This window comes from Paractinoplanes atraurantiacus (assembly GCF_900215205.1).
Lineage (GTDB): Bacteria > Actinomycetota > Actinomycetes > Mycobacteriales > Micromonosporaceae > Actinoplanes > Actinoplanes atraurantiacus.
The window spans coordinates 446,404-464,520 of record NZ_OBDY01000001.1; the positions used below are offsets into that span (position 1 = coordinate 446,404).

Annotated in this window: 20 protein-coding genes; 8 read left to right on the plus strand and 12 right to left on the minus strand. The window is 68.8% G+C overall.

Annotated elements, in window-relative coordinates:
- Positions 1–23 precede the first annotated feature (23 nt).
- From CRP55_RS02030 to CRP55_RS02080, 11 genes are all read right to left on the minus strand, one after another.
- A complete protein-coding gene (locus tag CRP55_RS02030) occupies positions 24–1,337 on the minus strand; it encodes a FliI/YscN family ATPase (protein WP_097317717.1) in 1,314 nt (437 codons plus the stop codon).
- An 11-nt stretch (positions 1,338–1,348) separates the two neighbouring features.
- Positions 1,349–2,023, minus strand: a complete 675-nt coding sequence (locus tag CRP55_RS02035; protein WP_097317718.1) for a FliH/SctL family protein — start codon at positions 2,021–2,023, stop codon at positions 1,349–1,351.
- Positions 2,007–3,038, minus strand: coding sequence for a flagellar motor switch protein FliG (gene fliG, locus CRP55_RS02040; RefSeq protein ID WP_245922739.1), 1,032 nt, complete (start codon positions 3,036–3,038; stop codon positions 2,007–2,009). The genes CRP55_RS02035 and fliG overlap by 17 nt, the downstream gene beginning before the upstream one ends.
- A gap of 67 nt (positions 3,039–3,105) precedes the next feature.
- On the minus strand, positions 3,106–4,734 hold the full coding sequence (gene fliF / locus CRP55_RS02045; RefSeq protein ID WP_097317719.1) for a flagellar basal-body MS-ring/collar protein FliF: 1,629 nt from the start codon (positions 4,732–4,734) through the stop codon (positions 3,106–3,108).
- 1 nt (position 4,735) lies between these two features.
- On the minus strand, positions 4,736–5,083 hold the full coding sequence (fliE, locus tag CRP55_RS02050; RefSeq protein WP_097317720.1) for a flagellar hook-basal body complex protein FliE: 348 nt from the start codon (positions 5,081–5,083) through the stop codon (positions 4,736–4,738).
- Between the two features lie 8 nt (positions 5,084–5,091).
- On the minus strand, positions 5,092–5,484 hold the full coding sequence (locus CRP55_RS02055; RefSeq protein WP_097317721.1) for a flagellar basal body rod protein FlgC: 393 nt from the start codon (positions 5,482–5,484) through the stop codon (positions 5,092–5,094).
- 2 nt (positions 5,485–5,486) lie between these two features.
- A complete protein-coding gene (flgB, locus tag CRP55_RS02060; protein WP_097317722.1) occupies positions 5,487–5,834 on the minus strand; it encodes a flagellar basal body rod protein FlgB in 348 nt (115 codons plus the stop codon).
- 167 nt (positions 5,835–6,001) lie between these two features.
- Positions 6,002–6,331, minus strand: a complete 330-nt coding sequence (locus CRP55_RS02065) for a hypothetical protein (protein WP_097317723.1) — start codon at positions 6,329–6,331, stop codon at positions 6,002–6,004.
- 7 nt (positions 6,332–6,338) lie between these two features.
- Positions 6,339–6,719, minus strand: a complete 381-nt coding sequence (gene fliS, locus CRP55_RS02070) for a flagellar export chaperone FliS (protein WP_097317724.1) — start codon at positions 6,717–6,719, stop codon at positions 6,339–6,341.
- 45 nt (positions 6,720–6,764) lie between these two features.
- Entirely contained in the window at positions 6,765–8,111 is a 1,347-nt protein-coding gene (gene fliD / locus CRP55_RS02075; RefSeq protein WP_097317725.1) for a flagellar filament capping protein FliD, read from the minus strand.
- A gap of 127 nt (positions 8,112–8,238) precedes the next feature.
- Entirely contained in the window at positions 8,239–9,462 is a 1,224-nt protein-coding gene (locus CRP55_RS02080; RefSeq protein WP_097317726.1) for a flagellin N-terminal helical domain-containing protein, read from the minus strand.
- A gap of 267 nt (positions 9,463–9,729) precedes the next feature.
- Here CRP55_RS02080 and CRP55_RS02085 point away from each other — a divergent pair, with 267 nt between their 5' ends.
- The 8 genes from CRP55_RS02085 (at position 9,730) to CRP55_RS02120 (ending at position 16,652) form a co-directional block, all read left to right on the plus strand.
- Entirely contained in the window at positions 9,730–10,215 is a 486-nt protein-coding gene (locus CRP55_RS02085) for a flagellar protein FlgN (RefSeq protein WP_097317727.1), read from the plus strand.
- The gene (gene flgK, locus CRP55_RS02090) at positions 10,215–11,624 is read left to right on the plus strand and encodes a flagellar hook-associated protein FlgK (RefSeq protein WP_097317728.1); all 1,410 of its coding nucleotides are present in this window, start codon (positions 10,215–10,217) and stop codon (positions 11,622–11,624) included. Before CRP55_RS02085 ends, flgK begins: the two co-directional genes overlap by 1 nt.
- 73 nt (positions 11,625–11,697) lie before the next feature.
- Positions 11,698–12,552 (plus strand): flagellin N-terminal helical domain-containing protein, encoded by an 855-nt coding sequence (locus CRP55_RS02095; protein ID WP_245922740.1) that lies wholly within the window; start codon positions 11,698–11,700, stop codon positions 12,550–12,552.
- Between the two features lie 41 nt (positions 12,553–12,593).
- Positions 12,594–12,992, plus strand: a complete 399-nt coding sequence (gene fliW / locus CRP55_RS02100) for a flagellar assembly protein FliW (protein WP_245922741.1) — start codon at positions 12,594–12,596, stop codon at positions 12,990–12,992.
- 82 nt (positions 12,993–13,074) lie between these two features.
- Complete coding sequence (gene csrA / locus CRP55_RS02105) at positions 13,075–13,317, plus strand: carbon storage regulator CsrA (protein WP_097317731.1); 243 nt, start codon at positions 13,075–13,077, stop codon at positions 13,315–13,317.
- 93 nt (positions 13,318–13,410) lie between these two features.
- Positions 13,411–14,970, plus strand: a complete 1,560-nt coding sequence (locus tag CRP55_RS02110; RefSeq protein WP_097317732.1) for a methyl-accepting chemotaxis protein — start codon at positions 13,411–13,413, stop codon at positions 14,968–14,970.
- Positions 14,971–15,058: 88 nt separating this feature from the next.
- Positions 15,059–15,793, plus strand: coding sequence for a hydrolase (locus CRP55_RS02115; protein WP_097317733.1), 735 nt, complete (start codon positions 15,059–15,061; stop codon positions 15,791–15,793).
- An 82-nt stretch (positions 15,794–15,875) separates the two neighbouring features.
- Positions 15,876–16,652 carry an SRPBCC family protein gene (locus CRP55_RS02120; RefSeq protein ID WP_245922742.1) on the plus strand — a complete coding sequence of 259 codons (777 nt, stop codon included), beginning with the start codon at positions 15,876–15,878 and terminating at the stop codon, positions 16,650–16,652.
- 3 nt (positions 16,653–16,655) lie between these two features.
- Here CRP55_RS02120 and CRP55_RS02125 read toward each other — a convergent pair whose 3' ends face one another.
- The gene (locus tag CRP55_RS02125) at positions 16,656–18,059 is read right to left on the minus strand and encodes a sensor histidine kinase (protein ID WP_245922743.1); all 1,404 of its coding nucleotides are present in this window, start codon (positions 18,057–18,059) and stop codon (positions 16,656–16,658) included.
- Between the last annotated feature and the right edge of the window lie 58 nt (positions 18,060–18,117).

The window sequence follows — 18,117 nt, forward strand, 5'->3', positions numbered from 1 at the left end:
TGTCCTCGGGTGCGGGGCTTGGGTCAGGCGCCGGCGGCCTCGATCAGGGCGTGCAGCTGGGCCCAGGCCTGTTCGGCGGTTACTCGTTCGTCCAGGCCCTGGCGGAGGAAGGCGTTGATGTGCGGCCAGATGGCGGTGGCGCGGTCGGCGTCCGGGTTGGTTCCTGGCACGTAGGCGCCGATTTCGACCAGTTCGCGGATGTCGCGGTGGGCGGCCATCAAACGGCGGATCTCGGTGGCGTCCGCCTTCTGCTGGGGGGTGGTGATTTTGTTGGCTACGCGGGAGATCGAGTCGAGGGCCTGGATGCTGGGGAAGTGGCCGGCGGTGGCCAGTTTGCGGTCGAGCACGATGTGGCCGTCGAGGATCGAGCGGGCCGCGTCGGCGATGGGCTCGTTGTGGTCGTCGCCCTCGACCAGCACGGTGTAGAGGCCGGTGATGCTGCCCCGCGCGCCCGGGCCGGCCCGTTCCAGCAGCGAGGCCAGCATCGCGAAGACCGACGGTGGATATCCGCGGGTGGCCGGGGGTTCGCCGACCGACAGACCGACCTCGCGTTGGGCCATGGCGGCACGGGTCACGCTGTCCATCATCAGCAGGACGTCGGCGCCCTCGTCCCGGTAGTACTCGGCGATCCGGGTGGCCACCGCTCCGGCCCGCAGCCGCACCAGGGGTGGCGTGTCCGAGGTCGCGATCACCACCACCGACCGGGCCAGGCCTTCCTCGCCCAGGTCGTGTTCGATGAACTCGCGGACCTCACGGCCGCGCTCGCCGACCAGCGCCACCACGTTCAGCTGGGCCGACGTGCCGCGCGTGATCATGCTCATCAGTGTCGACTTGCCGACGCCGGAGCCGGCGAAGATGCCGATGCGCTGGCCGCGGCCGCACGGCACCAGGGTGTCGAGGACCCGTACGCCCAAGGGCATCGGCGCGTCGACCAGCTGGCGTTCCATCGCCGACGGGGGTGCCGCGTCGATGCTGACCATCTGCCCGCGCAGCGGCGGCCCGCCGTCCATCGGGCGGCCGAGACCGTCCAGGATGCGGCCTTGGAGGTCGGGGCCGACGGCCACCCGCAGCGGACCGCCGGTGTTGACGACCGGAGTGCCGGTGCCAAGGCCGGCGATCGGGCCGAGCGGCAGGCAGGACAGTTTCTCGCCGTCGAGCGCGGCCACCTCGGCGTACACCGCCTCCGGGCCTTCGCCCATCTGCAACAGGTCGCCGACCCGGGCGTCGATGCCGGCCACCGTGACCCGCAGGCCGACCGCGCCGACCACCTTGCCGCGGGTGAGTGGCCGGGCCGCTTCGAGCGCCGCGCTCATGCGATGCCGGAAGACGTCCGTCATGTGGTGCCCCCCTAGATTCGCAGCGCCTCGCGGGCCCGGTCGACCGCCGCCGCGATCGTGGCGTCGACCGTGCCCATGCCGGTCTCGGCCACCGCGTCGCCGGGGCGCAGGCCGCCGTCGGGGCGCAGGCTGATCTGGCGCCCCTCGTACTCGAAGTCGGCTTCGCCGTTCTCGCCGACCAGGGTGTGGAAATCGTCCGGATGCAGGCTGACCACCAGGCGCCCGGCGTCGGGCGCGGCGGCCATGGCCCGGCGCAGCGCGTCCATGCCGCGGCCCTGCGGATCGTCCACGACCCGGCCGATGATCGCCTCGGCCAGCTCGAAGGCGTGCGCCAGCAGCACCTCCTGGAGCTCGGCGAAGGTCGGCATCAGCTGGTTCTCCAGCTCGGTCACGGCCCGGCCGAGAGCGTTGACGGCCTGGACGAGGGCGGCCGCGCGCCGCTGCTCGAAGGCCTGGGCGCTGGCTTGAGCCCGGGCCGCCGTGGCCTGCGCCTCGACGGCCGCCTCGCGCTGGCCCTGCGCCCAGCCTTCGGCGTAGCCGGCGGTGCGGGCCTGCTGCTTGGCGCGCTCGATGGCGTCGCTGTCGGCCGGTATGCCGGTGCGCAGGTCGACCGAGAAGCGGGCGGCGGCGGCCGAGTCGGCCACCGAGCCCCGCAGGACGGGACGGTTCTCAGGCGATGAGCTCATCGGCCTCGCCGCCGCGCTGAACCTCGATCTGACCGGAGTCCTCGAGCGAGCGGATGACCGACACGATCTTGGCCTGGGCCTCCTCGACCATCTTGACCTTGACCGGGCCGAGCAGGTCGATCTCCTCGAGCAGGTTCTCGCGGCCACGCTCGGACAGGTTCTTGGTGACCTTCTCGCGGACCGTCTCCGGCACACCCTTGAGGGCGGTGGCGAGGTCGGCCGGCTCCACCTGGCGCAGCACGAGCTGGATCGCCCGGTCCTCCAGGTTGACGATGTCCTCGAACATGAACATCCGGCGCCGGATCTCCTCGGCCAGCTCGGGGCTGCGGGCGTCCAGGGCTTCCAGGATGAGCCGCTCGGTCGTCCGGTCGGCGCGGTTGATGATGTCGACCAGCGGTTGCAGGCCGCCGACGGTGGACAGCTCATCCGGCTGGAGCACTGTCGACAGCTTGCGCTGCAGGGCCTGCTCGACCTGGCGGATGATCTCCGGCGAGGTGCGGTCCATGACCGCGATCCGGTGCGCGACCTCGGTCTGCACCTCCAGCGAGAGGCCGGCCAGGATCGACGAGGCGAGCGCCGAGGGGATGTGCGCGAGCACCAGCGCGATCGTCTGCGGGTGCTCGTACTGCACGTACGACAGCAGCTGCCGGGGGTCGGCGTGGCTGAGGAAGTTGAAGGGGATGTCGTTCATCGAGGCTTCGAGCCGGTCCAGTATGAGCGCGGCCCGCTCCTTGCCCAGCGAGGCCTCGAGCAGCTCGCGGGCGTAGTCCATTCCGCCCGACCCGGCGTACCGGGTCGTCGCCATGGCGTAGAACTCGTCCATCACGTCGTCGACCTGCGTGGGGTCGAGTTTGCCGAGCCGGGCGATCTCGGCCGAGATCATCTCGACCTCTTTCTCGGACATCTGCGACATGATCTGCGCGGACTGTTCCTTGCCGAACTGGACCAGCATTATGGCGGCCTTGCGCACGCCCGTCATCGACATGGTGGTGAGCGCCGGTGTGGGTGTGGTCAACGCGTACTCCCTCGGAGCGTCGGCAGAAAAGGCGGCGGCCGGCGATCACCGGCCGCCGCTCAAGGCGTCAGTGCGTCGCGTCCGCGGCCAGCCAGCCGCGGAGAAGCACCGCCATCTCGTCAGGTTGATCCTTGACCATCTGCTCGATCTCCCGCTGGCGTTCCTGGCGAGCCTGCACGTTCGTGTCGTCCATGGCGGTCGCCCCGGCCTCCAGCATCTGGGCGGGGATCGCCTGGTTGAGCTCGGCCAGGCGCTGGGCCTCCAGTGCGGCCTGCATGTCCTCGAGGTGCTTGCGCTCCTCCGGGGTGAGCCCGCGGCGCTTCTTGCTCTTGCGGCTGAACCGCCAGGCCAGGAAGAGCAGCGCCAGTACGATCGCGCCGAGCGCGCCGGTCTTGATCAGCGACATCTGCTTGGCCTGCTGCGCGGCCGTGGTCGAGGCGCTCAGGGCGCTCTGCGCGGCCTGGGCGGCGCTGGTGTCGAACGGCATGGCGCTGACCGCGATGGTGTCGCCGCGGGTGGCGTCGATGCCGGCGGCCGCGCTGACCAGCTGCTGCACCTGGGCCGGGTCGACCGTGCCGGCGACGCTGCTGTCGAGCAGGACGGCCACGTTGAGCTTGCTGATCTTGCCGGGTGCGCTCTTGCGCGTCTCCTGGGTCTCGTTGATCGCGTTGTTCTTGACGCTCGTGCTGTTCTCGTACTGCCCGGCGTCGCTGCCGGTGTTGCCGGTGGTGCAGCCGGGACCGGAGACGTTGTCCGGGCCGAGGACGCCGCCGGCGCAGTTCTGCTGCCCGTTGTACGCCTCGCGGCTGTTGCTCTCGGAGAGCGCCGGCACCGACGGGTCGGAGTTGTAGGTCTTGGTCTGCGTCTGTGCCTGGTCGAAGTCGAGAACGGCGTTGGTCGTCACGACCGCGTGCCCGGCGCCGACCAGACTTTCCACGAGCTTCTGCAGAGAGCTGTTCATCCGGTTCTGGAAGGCGACGGTCTGCGCCTCGGTGCCGCTGTCGCCGCCAGTGCCGATGGCCGCACCACCACCGGTCGAGAGGATCTTGCCGTCGGCGCCGGCCACGGTGATCTGGGTCGGGTCGAGGCCCTCGACGCTGGACGCCACGAGGTGCACGATCGATTGCACCTGGTCGCTGCTCAGCGGCTGGGTCGAGCTCGACGCGACCAGCACGGAGGCGGTCGGCACGTCCTGGTTGTCGGCGAAGACGTCCTTCTGCGGGATGACGAGGTGCACGGTGGCCGCCTCGACGCCCTCGATGGACTTGATGGTGTTGGAGAGCTCGCCCTCCAGCGCGCGCTGATAGTTCGTGTGCTGCATGAAGTCGCTGGTGGTGATGCCCTGCTGGTCGAGCAGGGAGTAGCCGGTGCCGGCGTCGCCGGGCAGACCCTCGCTGCTCAGCGACAGCCGCAGCTCGTTCACTTGGTCCTGCGGCACCAGGACGGTCTGGCCGTCGTTGGCCAGCTCGTACTTGGTGCCGGCCTTCTGCAGCGACTCGACGATCGCGCTGGCGTCCTTGTTCGACAGGTTGTTGAAAAGGATCGAGTAGTTCGGCTTCGACGCCCACGTGGCGAAGAAATACGCACCGACGACGAGTGCGATGACTGCCGCGATCGTGACGGCCTTCTGTCCCGGGGTGAAGGACCGGAACGTGTCCGTGACGCGGCGAACCGGAGCGGGAAGGCGGTCGGTCATGTCAGGCCTGCATCCTCATGATCTCTTGGAACGCTTCCACGGCCTTGTTGCGGACGGCCAGCGTGAGCTGCATGCCGAGCTGCGCCTCGTTCGCGGCCATCGTGTACTGCGCCGGGTCCTGCAGCTCGCCGGTGGCGACCTTGGTCGCGAGGTCCTCGGCGTTGTTCTGGCTGGCCTGCACGCTCTCCAGGCCGCGGGAGAGCATGCTGGCGAAACTCTCGTTGGGGCCCTGCGCCTCCTCGGCGCGGGTGGTGCCGGTGGCGAGCGACTCGGGGCCGGACGGGCCGGTGATCGCGTCGAGTCCCGGAACACTGGAGAAGCCGCCGATCGGGCTGATCGCGGAAGTCATGGCCTACCTCACTTCCCGAGGTTGATCGCCGCGGTGTAGGAGTCACGGGCGCGGTCCACCACGGCCAGGTTGGCCTGGTAGGCACGCTGCGCCATCATCATCTGGGCCATCTGGGACCCGAGGTCGATGTCCGGCTTGCGGACGTAGCCCTGCGCGTCGGCGAGCGGGTTGTCCGGCTCGTGCACCAGGACACCCTCGGCGCTGCCGAACTGCACGCCGCCGACCTGGGCGCCGTTGCCGTCCTGGGCTTCCTGGGCGACGACGTAGCGGGCCTGGAACGCGTTCTCCGAGGTCCGGCTGACGTTGTTCATGTTGGCGATGTTGTCGGACACCGCGTCCAGCCACTTGCGGTAGACGGTGACGCCGGTGCCGGCGACACCGAGAGCGTTGAAGGTACTCATCGTCAGGCTCCCTTGATGGCTTCGCGCAGCATCGAGTACTTGGAGTCCAGCGCCCGCATGGTCAGCTGGTAGCGCATCGTCGTGTCGATGTGGGAGATGGTCTCCTGGTCGAGGTTGACGTTGCTGCCGTTGAGCCGCGTGGGCTCCAGCGAGTTCTGGACGTTCGGGGCGACGCCGAGCGGGGACATGCCCTTCGCGACGGCGCTGCGCAGCGCATCCTCGAATTCGACCTTACGGGCCCGGTAGCCGGGGGTCTCGATGTTGGCGATGTTGTTGGCGATGGCGCTCTGCCGCTGCGCGAGCCCAGCGACCGCGACCTTCAGGGAGTTCGAGGAGACGTCGTCGAACACAGCAGCTCCTTGCATGGAGAGTCAAGGTGCCGTTCCGTGGCGATCCGGGGAGCAATCCGTTGCTCGTACCATGCAGTTCGGCCTGACCGCCGATCCGCTGAGCGTCAAACGGTTGCTGACTGGTTGCACGCAAAAGTCCCGGGAACCCCATGGGGTTCCCGGGACGTTCACATGGCCCGATCTACGTAGAGCGGCCGTTTGACCGCCTCGCCGGTCTCGATCCGGGTCGTCACCGCGATCTGCTGGCGGTTGGCGGTCAACCGCCGGGCGATCTCCTGAGCGGCCTTGAGCTGCCTGGTGAGGATCTCGTCGGCGCGCGGCTTGAGCTCCAGCGGCAGCGCTCCGAGATCGGTCGGCGGCTTCCACAGGCTGGCCGGCGGCGTCTCGGCATGGCGGTGCTCGTCGGCGAGCATCGCCTCGACCATGGCCACGTCGAGCTCCAGCTCGTCGAGGGCCGCGCTCCACGCGCCGTTCCAGGCGCCGCTCGAGGAGGTCACCGGTCGCTCAGCCGGCGACCGCCGAGGCGGCCGCCTCTCGCCAGGCGTCGCGCAGCGGCTCGAGGAAACCGCGGACGGCGGCCACCCGATCGGCGTCCTTGGCGATGTTGGCCCCGATCAGCTCGGTGAGGACGTAGCCGTAGAGGTTGGCCAGGCCGGGCGCGCCCGACCAGGCTTCGACGTCGAGGCTGACCTGCAGCTCGATGACGATCTCCTGAGCGTGGGTGATCTTCTCGTGGGCCACCTCCAGCTCGCCGGCCCGCAGCGCCTCCTCGCCCTGCATCAGGTCGAGGATCAGGCGGTCGTAGAGCATGATCAGCAGCTTGGCGGGCGAGGCGGTGTTGATCGAGTCCTGCAGGTAGCGGTCACGCATGTTCGGGGCGGCCATGGTTCTCCTCGGTCAGGTGCGGACGGGCTGGTGGGTGAGGGCGGGTCAGAGACCGGAGAGCTGTCCGGCGAGCCAGGTCGACTGCTGCTTCATCTTGCCGAGGGAGACCTCCAGGTCCGAGTACGTCTTCTGAAGCGCCGCCTTGCGCGCCTCCAGCCGGAGGTCCCAGTTGTTGATCTGGCTGGTGAGGCTGTCGATCTCGTTGTTGCGGCCGGTGATCACGGAGGTGACGTTCTTCGTCTGGTCGAGCGACAGCTCCCGCATCTGGTCGCCGAACGCGATGGCCGCGCCCTGAAAGACCGTCGGGTCCTCGGCGTACTTGGCCTTGAAGGTGTTGGTGTTGAAGGTGAGCTGACCGGTGCGGTCGAGCTCGACGCCGAGCTTGGCCAGCGTGGTGCTGAGCGTCTTGTCGACGCCCGGGTTGGTCGTTTCGTCGTAGGCCGGGTTGTCGTAGGTCAGGCCGAGGCTGATCTTGCTGAGGATCGCCTGCGACATGTTGCGGACCATGAAGTCGCCGGTCAGCGGCGAGCTCTTCTTGGTCGCGGCGTCGTACGCCGTCTGGTTCTTGACCTCGGTCAGAGTGCCGTTGACCGCGTCGACCAGCGCCTGCATCTTCGCGGCCATGCCGCTGACGTCGGACTCGGCGCTGATCGTGACGTCATTCTCCATCTTCGAGACGCTGATCGTGACGCCCGGCATCAGCGTGGTGAAGGTGTTGGTGGCACTCGTGACGCTGTAGCCGCCGGGGACGCCTTCGCCGCCGCCGATGTCGAGGCGGGCGTCCTTGGCCTGCGCCACCTCGGCCAGGGAGATGCCGTCGAGCCCGCTGTCGACGCTGAAAGCGGCCGCGGTGCCGGTCTTGGCCCCGCTGAGCTGGAGGATGTTCTCGCTGCCGCCGGTCTGGACCAGGACGGCCTTGACGCCGATGCCGGCCGCGTTGATCGCGTCGGCGACGCCCTGGGCGGTCTTGGTCTCGCCGAGGTTCACCGTCTTGGCGGTGCCGCCGACGGTGAACTCGATCGTGCTCGCGCCGGTGATGTCGCCGTCCTTGGCGACCCGAGCCGTGTTGATCTGATTGCTGGCCAGGGCGCCCACGTTGAAGATCGTGGTGCCGGAGGCGGTGTTGGTGCCGCCGGTCGCGGTGGCCGTCACGGTGGCCGAGCTCGACGTCGGCTTCACGGCGCGCCAGGTGGCGAGCTTGCCGATGTCCTCGGCGGCGGTCTTGAGGGCGGAGAGCTTGGAGTTGACCGATTGGTAGGAGGTGACAGCGGTCTGCGCCGTGGAGACCTTGGTCTTGAGCCGGTTCTGCGGGGCCGCCTCGACCTGCATGAGCTGCGAGATCACGTTCGACGTGCTGAGACCACTGACTAGGCCGTCAACCGAAGTGGACACGGGCGCCTGCCTTTCGGTGCGAAAGAGGTGCTGCAAAACAAAGTGGGGGAGCCGGCATGTTCCGCCGTCTCCCCCACCTATTCGGTCACACGGCCGGAAGATTCAGCTCCCGGCGGTGGCAATTCGGTTAGCGCAGCAGCGAGAGAACGTTCTGCGCCGACTGGTTGGCCTGCGACAGCATCGAGGTGCCGGCCTGGGTGAGGATCTGCGAACGGGTGAAGGAGACCATCTCCTGCGCCATGTCGGTGTCACGGATACGCGACTCCGACGCGGACAGGTTCTCCACCGCCACGTTCAGGTTGTTGATGGTGTGCTCGAAGCGGTTCTGGACAGCACCGAGCGAGGCCCGGCTGTCGGAGACCGACTGGATCGCCTTGTCGATCACGTCGATGGCAGCGTCCGGGTCCTTCGTGAGGTCGAGAGTGCCGGTGCCCAGGGTCTCCGAGTCGACGGCCCCGATGCTGATGTTGATGTTCTCGGTGCGGTTCGCGCCGACCTGGAACTTGCCGCTGTTACCACCCTCGATGGCCTCAGTGGTGGTGCCGACTCCGAGAGCCGCGAAGCTCGTCTCGAAGTCGCCGGAGCCGTTCAGCTGGAAGGACGTCATCGCGGTCGGCGTGCCGCTGACGTCCTCCATCTTGGTTCGGGCCGAGACGGACAGCTCGTTGCCCTGGTAGCCGGCGGCCTTCAACGCGCCCGAGATCTTCTCGTTGATCACCGCGGCGGCGTCCTGGCCGGTCTCGGCCTTGGCGCTCGTGAAGTCCGTGGCCTTGATGTCGACCGTGATCGGCGCGGCATTGCCGTCGGCGTCCACGATCTCCTTGCCACCGATCTTGTCGATGGTGAAGGTCGTGTCGACCATCGCGTCCTTGATGTCCTGCGCGCTCTGCGAGGTGCCGGCCTCGGTCTTGTGGGTGGAGCCGAAGGCGCCGCCCAGCAGCTTGGACTTGCCGAAGGCGGTGGTGTCGCCGATGCGGTCGAGCTCCGCGTTCAGCTGCTGCATCTCCTTGTTCGAGGCCTTGGCGGCCTCGGTGTCGGTGGCGCCCGAGTTCGCCGTCTGCACCGACAGGTCACGCATGCGCTGGAGGATCGAGGTGACCTCGTTCAGCGAGCCCTCAGCGGTCTGTGCGACGCTCACGCCGTCCTGGGTGTTGCGGACGGCGACCTTGAGACCGCCGATCTGCGAGCGCAGGCCCTCGGAGATCGAGAGGCCGGCCGCGTCATCCGCCGCCCGGTTGATCCGGAAACCGCTGGACAGCTTCTCCAGCGACTTCGACATCTGGCTGTCGGTGACCGACAGGTTCCGGTAGGCGTTCTGCGCGGCGATGTTCTGGTTGATACGAAGACCCATGAGTAGTTCCTCCCTGAGGGGTCTCTTTGCCGGCCCGTCCTTGGAGCCGAGGCGTACGCCGTTCCGTTCGGCGCGTCGCCGACGGTTCATGAAGCAGTGTGCGAGATTTCTTCGCTCTTTTCCGGCGAACCCGGAAAGGCGGCGAACCCGTAAATGGTCCGATTCGGGGGAAATCCCTCAGCGGAGTCGGGGACGTGCCGACCTGTCCGAATGAGCGGGCTCGTCAGTGGGGACGTGCCCGACCCGAGGCGAGACGGAGGTCCAGGGGTGAGTCTGACCGACCTGGCCAGCGTCCTGTGGCGGTCACGTGAGCTGCTCGAGATGCTGTTGTTCAAGCTTGAGGAGGAGCAGCTGCTCCTCGCCACCAATCGCTCCCGCTGGCTGAGCCACGCCACCCGCGAGGTCGAGGTGGTCCTCGACCAGATCCGCCAGACCGAAGTCATCCGGGCTGCCTACGCCCAGGACTGCGCCGTCGAGTTCGGCCTGCCGGCCGAGGCCTCGCTCGGTGAGCTCGCCGACGCCGCCCCCGAGCCCTGGGGCGACCTGCTGCACCAGCACCGCAAGGCCTTCCTGCTGCTGACCTCCGAGATCAGCGCCCTCGCCGACGTGAACCGTGACCTGCTCACCGCCGGTCAGCGCGCGGCCCGCGAAACCATGCTCGCGTTCGCCGAAACTGTGGAAACGTACGGACCGCAAGGGCAGACCGTTTCGGGCGGCGTCCGCCGCTCCAGCCTGGTTGATGAGGCAATCTGATGGCTAGTTCCTTCGGCGGTTTGAACACGGCGCTCACCTCGCTCTACGCGCAGCGCCGCGGCCTGGACATCTCCGGGCAGAACGTCGCCAACGCCAATACCGAGGGCTACACGCGGCAGAAGGTCCGCATGCAGTCGCAGACCGGCAGCCTGAACCCGGGCGTCTACGCGACGACCACCCAGGTCGGCAACGGCGTCACGGTCTCGTCGGTCGAGCGTGGCCGCAACGAATATCTGGAGCAGCGCGGGCGCACCGAGCACGCGAACTCGTCGTACCTCGCGACCCAGAAGGGGTCGTACGAGCAGATCGAGAGCGTGCTCGCCGAGCCCAGCGACACCGCGCTCCAGGCGCGCATGCACGACATGTGGGACGCGTGGAACGACGTCGCCAACAACTGGCAGGACCCGTCGACCCGCACCGCGCTGATCGAGCGCAGCCAGACCGTGGCGACGACTCTCAACGACACCCACGCCTCGCTGGACAACCAGTTCACGACCAACCGCACCCAGGCCCAGGCGTTCGTCAGCCAGGTCAACAACCTGTCGTCGCAGATCGCCGACATGAACCAGCAGATCGTGGTCGCGCACGCGGCCGGCCTCGAGGCGAACGAGCTGATGGACCAGCGCGACATGCAGATCATGCAGCTGTCCGAGCTGACCGGCGCCACGACGCAGAGCAAGACGAACGGCGCCGTCAACGTCTTCCTCGGCACCGCGCCGCTGGTCAGCGATTTCAGTACGCGCACAGTGGAGCTGACCGGCCCGCCGTCGCTCGCCGCCTGGACCGAGGACAACCAGGTAGCTCTCAAGTGGACGGACACCGACGCGCCCGTGACGACCGGTGGTCAGATGGGCGCGATGTTCGACACGATGAACAACATCATCCCGACCATCTCGGGTCAGCTCGACGACGTGGCCGCCTCGCTCGCCAAGACCGTCAACGACGCGGTCATGGCCGGCTACGACAAGAACGGTGACGAGGGCACCGCGTTCTTCGAGGGCACCACGGCCGGCGAGATCAAGGTGCTGATCACCACGCCCGACAAGGTGGCGTTCTCGGCCGGCAACCCCAAGGACCTCGACCCCGAGAAGGCCGCGATCGACCACGGCATCGCCGACTCGCTGGCCGAGATGGCCGTCTCGCCGGACGGGCCGGACTCGGTCTACCAGAGCATGATCGGCAAGCTCGGCGTGGCCTCGCAGGCGTCGGCCCGGCGCAGCGACATCCAGAACGCGGTCACCGACCAGGTGGACACCGCGCGCCAGGCCGAGTCGGGGGTCAACCTCGACGAGGAGATGACCAACCTGCTGACCTTCCAGCGGGGTTACGAGGCCGCCTCCCGGGTGCTGACCACCATCGACTCGATGCTCGACCAGCTGATCAACCGCACCGGCCTGGTCGGCCGATGACGTGGTTGACGACGGTTAGGGGGACAGCATGACGATTCCCAGTCGAGTCACCGATTCGAGCATGTCGCATCGCATGCTCGGTGACCTCCAGCGCACCATGGCCCGCGGGCAGAAGCTGCAGGGACAGATCTCCAGCGGCAAGCTGCTCAGCAAGCCGTCCGACTCGCCGACCGGCACGGTCTCCTCGCTGCAACTGCGCGGCGAGCTGCGGGCCACTCAGCAGTACACGCGCAACGCCGACGACGGCGTGGGCTGGCTCGGCACGATCCAGGACAAGCTCGGCGCCGCCTCGAGCCAGATCATCCGCGTCCGCGACCTGACCGTTCAGGGCCTCAACGCGGCGTCCGGCGACGATGGCGCCCGCGATGCGCTGAAGTACGAGATCGACAACATCCGGCAGTCGCTGATCGGCGACGCCAACACCAAATACATGGGCCGGCCGGTCTTCGGCGGTACCACTCCGGGCGACGTGGCTTTCGACGACACCGGTAAATACGTCGGCAACACCGCCGAGACCACCCGCACGGTCGGACCGAACGCCAAAGTGCGCATCGAGTCCAACGGTGTCGACGCGTTCGGCGCCAACGACAGCGACACTCAGCTCTTCACGGTGCTGAGTGACATTTCCAAGGCTTTGGACGACAACGATCACGAGGCGCTGGACGATGCGCTGGGTCGACTCGATTCGGCCCACGATTTACTAAAGTCCACCCTTTCGGACGTTGGCGCCCGATATAATCGGATTACGCAGATGAAGCAGTCAGCAGACGACCATCTGCTGTCCGTGACGTCGCAGCTGTCCGATATCGAGGATGTCGACCTGCCCAAGGCGATCATGGAATTGCAGATCCAGCAGACCTCGTATCAGGCCGCCCTGGCCGCCTCGGCCAAGGTGATCCAGCCCTCGCTCATCGATTTCCTGAGGTGACCATGAGTACTCGCACCGCGTACCGACCGATTGAGGCCTCCATGACCGACGCGTCAATGGGCCTGCCGACCATCACCATGGCGGTGCCCATGCCAGGCTTCCCGGCCCACCGGGAGTTCGTCCTGGTGCGGCTGAACGACGACGGTCTGCTCTACGCGTTCACGTCCATCGAGGACCCGGAGCTGCGCTTCCTCGTGGCGCCGCCGGAGCCCTTCTTCCCGGACTACGCGCCGGAGATCGAGAAGGAGGTCTTCGCGGCCCTGAACAGCAAGGACCCGGACCGCCTGCTCCTGCTGACCGTCATCACGGCCGGCCAGAACGAGACCACGGCGAACCTGCTGGCGCCGATCGTCGTCGACCGGGACAGCATGCGTGCCATGCAGGTCGTGCTCAGCGGCTCCGGCCTGCCGGTCCGCGCGATCATGAACCGGGCCTACTGAACCGTCTCGGGCGCGGTCGCGGTCCCCGCGACCGCGCCGTCTCGCGATGCTGTCCGTCCACGGATGGAGGAGGGCACCGACGATGCTCGTACTGACCCGGCGCGCCGGGGAGAGCGTGATGATCGGCGACGACGTCATCATCACGGTGCTCGAGGCGCGCGGCGATGTGATCCGGCTGGGCATCCAGGCTCCGCGTGACGTGCAGGTGCATCGCGAAGAGGTGTACCGGGAGCTACGAGCGGCCAACCAGGAGGCCGCCTCGCCCACCGAGGACGAGGTGCAAGCGGTCTCGAAGTTGCTGCAGTCACCGGACACACCGGTCTGAAACGTGGCGTTCGCGCACTCTGAGAAGAGTGCGCGACGCGAGTTGCCGACGGCGTCTCCGGGCAGGTGCATAACAGTTGCCAAGGGAGATGCGATGTCGCGACTGGCCCACCTCGGTATCGCCAAGAGGCTCACTCTGATCGTGGTGGTCGGCGCCGTCATGCTGGCCGTGCTCGCCGCGATCTCGCTGTTCGGGCAGGACAAGCTGGCCGATCAGGCCGACCTGGTGTCCCGGCTCCAGCAGGGCCAGGCCGCGCTGAACCATCTGGACACCCGGCAGAGCGAGCTCAAGGTGGACGCCTATCGCTCCGCCCTGGGTCAGGACGTCACGCAGGACGTCCTCGACGACGTGCAGTCGTCCACCGAGGCGGCCGACGCCGTGGTGGCGGCGAACCTGCCCAGCGACATGGCGGCCACGTTCGCCGACGACCGGCCGGACTTCGTCGACTTCAGCGCCTTCATCACCGAGTTCACGACCGCGGCCAAGGCCGACGCCGGCTCGGTGACCTCCCGGCTCGGCGAGATCTCCGAGCGGAACAACAAGACCGACGACGAGCTCGGCGCGCTCGTCGACCGGGTGACCGCCGCGGTCGACTCCGAACAGGCGGACATGACCAAGACCGTCAACCGCGTTCGTACGCTGTCCATCATCGTTGCCCTCGTCGGCCTGGTCCTGCTGGTAGCGCTGGCCATCCCGCTGGCCCGCTCGATCCTGGTGCCGGTGCGCACGCTCGGCGGAGTGATCGACTCGCTCTCCCGCGGCGACCTGACCGGGCGCAGCAACATCACGAGCCGCGACGAGCTCGGCCGGATGGCGGCGGGCCTCGACGGAGCGCTCGAGTCGATGCGGACGTCGATGGCCACGATCGGCCGTGACGCCGACGCCCTGGCCGAGGCCGCGGGTCAGCTCTCCGTGGTGGCCGTGCGCATCTCCGAGGCGGCCGAGAACACCGACCGGCAGTCCGCGGCGGCGTCGGCCGAGGCCGAGGAGATCGCCCGCAACGTGCAGTCGGTCGCCGCCGGCTCCGAGCAGATGGGCCTGGCCATCCGCGAGATCTCCCGCAACACCAGCGAGTCGGCCCAGATCGCCTCGGTGGCGGTCTCCGAGGCGGCCCGCGCCACCGACACCGTGCGCCAGCTCGGCGACTCGTCGGCCGAGATCGGCAACGTGATCAAGCTGATCACCTCGATCGCCGAGCAGACCAACCTGCTCGCGCTGAACGCCACCATCGAGGCCGCGCGGGCCGGCGAGGCCGGCAAGGGCTTCGCCGTGGTCGCCAGCGAGGTCAAGGATCTGGCCCAGGAGACCGCGCGGGCGACCGAGGACATCGGCAGCCGGGTCGCCGCCATCCAGCAGGACACCAGCGGCGCGGTCGAGGTCATCTCGCGGATCTCCGAGGTCATCGCGCAGATCAACGACTTCCAGACCACCATCGCCTCGGCCGTCGAGGAGCAGACCGCCACCACCGGCGAGATGAGCCGCAACATCGCCGAGGTGGCCAACGGCTCGGCCCGGATCGCGAACAACATCTCGGACGTCTCGGCCGCCAGCGCCGAGTCGGTGCGCGGCGTCGAGCAGACCCGGCAGGCCTCGGGCGACGTCTCGCGCACCGCCGACGAGCTGCGCGACCTGGTCGGAACTTTCCGGCTCTAACCGAGCCGCACCGGCCACACACCGGGGTTGACAACACCGCTGCCGCACTCTTCTGGTCATACGGGAAGCCGACCAGCCAGGAGAGAACGTGACCGCAGAGCGGGAATCAGTCGTCAGCGCCGTCGACGCGCTGGATCTGACGACGGACGCGCATGTGCACACCGGCTTCTCGGCCGGGCGGGACAGCGTCGGTGTGATCGTCTCGGCGGCCGATCAGGCCGGCCTCACCGCGATCACCTTCGCCGACCAGGTCGGCCCGGACAGCACCTGGCTGCCGGCGTACGCGGACGCGATCGCCCGGGCCCGCCGCCGCACCGATCTGACCCTGCGCGTGGCGGCCGAGATCGAGGTCGTGCGCCCCGACGGCTGGCTGGCCCTGCCGGCCGATCTCGGGCACGTCGAGGCGGTCTCGGTGGCCGTCTCGGGCCTGCCGCTGGAGCGCGGCGTGCTCGGGCCCCGCGACGTACGGGCCCTGATCGCCGCCGGCGAGATGTCCGCCGAGCAGGTCGCCGAGCGTCTGGTGACCACCACGATCCTCGGCCTGCGCCGCGCCTGCCGCTACGCGCCGACCCAGCTCGCCCGGCCGTTGCGCCTGCTCACCGACGTCGGCCTGGACGACGCGGTGCTCTCCGCGGACCTGGTCGCCGCGCTTGCCGCCGCCTGCCGCGAGACCGGCACGGTGGTCGAGATCAGCGAGGCCTGGCGCAGCCCGTCGGGCCGGATCGTGGCCATGCTGCGTGCGGCGGAGGTGGCGATGGTGCCCGCGAGTGACGCCCGGTACGCGGCCGAGGTCGGGCAATGGCAGTACGTCCGCCGGGTCTGATCGAAACCGACTTCGCTCAGTTATCACATACGTACTCTCAGTCATGCCGACAGTCGGCACCCGTAGGCATGGGAGAGATGCGATGAGTATGGTTCAGCAGGCCATCGAGGTGAGTGCACCGTTGCACACGGTGTACGAGCAACTCGCCGCGTTCGAGAACTACCCACGGTTCATGCGTGGCGTCCGTGAGGTCACCTCCATCGGCGGCGATCAGACCCACTGGATCATGGACGTCGAGGGCAAGACGCGCGAGTTCGACGCCCAGATCACCGAGCGCCGGGTGGACGAGCGTGTCTCGTGGTCGACGATGGAGGGCCCGCTGCTGGCCGAGACCCTCACGCTGCGGCCCCTGGGCGAGACGAAGACCCAGGTGGTGGCCCAGCTTGAGGCCGACATCGCGTTCCTCATGCCGAACGACCGGCACGGTCAGCAGTCGCTCACCCGCCGGCTCAAGGACGACCTGACCGCCTTCAAGGGCATGGTCGAGGGTGGCGCCAGCACGAAGCGCCTCGCGCCGTCGCCGGCCGCCGTCGCCGCCCGGGCCCGTCACCGCCCGCCGCACCCCGGCGCGGGCTGGGGGACGAGCGCGGCCGAGCGCAGCAACGCCAGCACCGTCGACCTCCCGCACCACGGCGGCCTCGCCGCCAACACCGGCACCAATGTGGACATCACCTCGGCGCCCGGCATCCGCAGCGCCCGCGATCTCGACGACGTGCTGCCCCCGGGGCGCCGGATCGCCAAGACCGGCCCGGTCAGCGGCGCCGCCGGCACCGCCCCGATGGGCGGGCGCACCCCGCAGAAGGACGCCTGGGGCGACGGCATGATCAACGAAGAAGACCGGGGCAGCCACTCCGTGTAAGGCTCAGACGGGGGCGAGCTCGAAGGTCACGACGAGCTTCGCCCCCTTCGGCGTGGCCTGCTCGTAGCGGACCGAACCGCCGTTCGCCTCGGCCAGGTGCCGGACGATGAACAGGCCCAGACCGGCGCCGCGCATGAACCGCCCGAACAGATTGGGCAGCAGCTCGTCCGCGATGCCGGGCCCGTGGTCCCGTACGGCCAGCTCCACCGTCTCGCCCTGCCGCTCGGCGCTCACCTCGATCGGCGGCGACCCGTAGGCGACCGCGTTGTTGACCAGGTTCTGCAGTACGGCGGTGACGTGCCCACGATCGGCCAGCGCCGACAGATCGTCCTGCACCAGGACCCGTACGTCGCACGCGGTGGCCGCGGCCACCCCCTCGGCCACCTCGCGCAGCGGCACCGGCGCCCGCCGCGCGGTGACCCGGCCCATGTCGAGCCGGAACAGCAGCTGCAGGTCGTTCATCATCTTGATCAGCCGCTGGGTGTTCTTGTCGATCTTCGTGGCGAGCTCGAGCCGGATGTCGTCGGGCAGGTCGTCCCAGTCCGCCCGCAGCAGCTCGGCCAGGCTGGCGATCGAGCTGATCGGCTGGGCCACGTCGTGGGTGAGCATCGAGGTCAGGTCGTTCTTGAAGGTGAGCGCCGCCTCGAGCCGGGCGTTCGCCTCGCGCAGGTTGGCGTTCCCGCGTTCCAGCTCGGCGGCATGGTCGCTGAGCGTCTCCTCGGCCCGCTTGCGGTCGGCGATGTCGACGTAGGTGGCCACGTACGCCCGTGGAGCACCCTGCTCGTCGGGGATCGGCGCGACCGTGGCCAGCACCGGGACCGTGCTGCCGTCGACGCGCGGAAGAAGCCAGTCGCCGCCGGCCGGCGGCACGGGCGGGGGATCGAACCGGACCGGCTCGTCGGCGCCGTGCCCGGTGAGCTCGCGCCAGCGCCGGTTGACGTCGATGACGTGATAGTTGGCGTCCATCACCATGACGGCCTCGTTCATCGACTGGAGCAGCGTGGCCGCGAACTTCTCGCGGTCCTCGAGCTCGCCGACGAGCCGCCGCTGATGGCGTTCGGCGCCGTGGAGCGTACGGACGAGGTGGCCCAGCAACACGAAAGCGGCCACCGCGACGAGGGTCGCGATGGCCGGTCCGGTCTCGTCGTCCACGCCGAGCACTCCGACAGCGGCGGCGAAGATCATCAGAAGGTGGGCGAGGCCGTGCACGACCCGGCCGGCGATCCGGTGTGACACCGGCAGGACCTGCAGCAGCAGGCCCAGTCCGGCCGGGACGAGCGCGGCCGCCGGATCGGTCAGCAGGCCGTCCGGCGGAGCACCTCGAAGAGACATGAGCAGCGCCGCGGCGCCGAAGACGGCGACCGCGACACCGGCGCACCCGGCGGTCAGCCGGGACAGCCTGCCCACGTCATGCGCCGCACTCTGCACACGGTCCCCTCAAGATATGAGGAAACGAGCATAACGC

Excerpts from the sequence above, each read along its gene's own strand:
- fliW (WP_245922741.1), top strand. The coding sequence starts at position 12,594 with ATGACCGACGCGTCAATGGGCCTGCCGACCATCACCATGGCGGTGCCC.
- CRP55_RS02120 (WP_245922742.1), top strand. The coding sequence starts at position 15,876 with ATGAGTATGGTTCAGCAGGCCATCGAGGTGAGTGCACCGTTGCACACG.
- fliF (WP_097317719.1), bottom strand. The coding sequence starts at position 4,734 with ATGACCGACCGCCTTCCCGCTCCGGTTCGCCGCGTCACGGACACGTTC.
- CRP55_RS02035 (WP_097317718.1), bottom strand. The coding sequence starts at position 2,023 with ATGAGCTCATCGCCTGAGAACCGTCCCGTCCTGCGGGGCTCGGTGGCC.
- csrA (WP_097317731.1), top strand. The coding sequence starts at position 13,075 with ATGCTCGTACTGACCCGGCGCGCCGGGGAGAGCGTGATGATCGGCGAC.
- fliE (WP_097317720.1), bottom strand. The coding sequence starts at position 5,083 with ATGACTTCCGCGATCAGCCCGATCGGCGGCTTCTCCAGTGTTCCGGGA.
- CRP55_RS02055 (WP_097317721.1), bottom strand. The coding sequence starts at position 5,484 with ATGAGTACCTTCAACGCTCTCGGTGTCGCCGGCACCGGCGTCACCGTC.
- CRP55_RS02095 (WP_245922740.1), top strand. The coding sequence starts at position 11,698 with ATGCTCGGTGACCTCCAGCGCACCATGGCCCGCGGGCAGAAGCTGCAG.
- CRP55_RS02080 (WP_097317726.1), bottom strand. The coding sequence starts at position 9,462 with ATGGGTCTTCGTATCAACCAGAACATCGCCGCGCAGAACGCCTACCGG.
- fliS (WP_097317724.1), bottom strand. The coding sequence starts at position 6,719 with ATGGCCGCCCCGAACATGCGTGACCGCTACCTGCAGGACTCGATCAAC.
- CRP55_RS02110 (WP_097317732.1), top strand. The coding sequence starts at position 13,411 with ATGTCGCGACTGGCCCACCTCGGTATCGCCAAGAGGCTCACTCTGATC.
- CRP55_RS02030 (WP_097317717.1), bottom strand. The coding sequence starts at position 1,337 with ATGACGGACGTCTTCCGGCATCGCATGAGCGCGGCGCTCGAAGCGGCC.
- flgK (WP_097317728.1), top strand. The coding sequence starts at position 10,215 with ATGGCTAGTTCCTTCGGCGGTTTGAACACGGCGCTCACCTCGCTCTAC.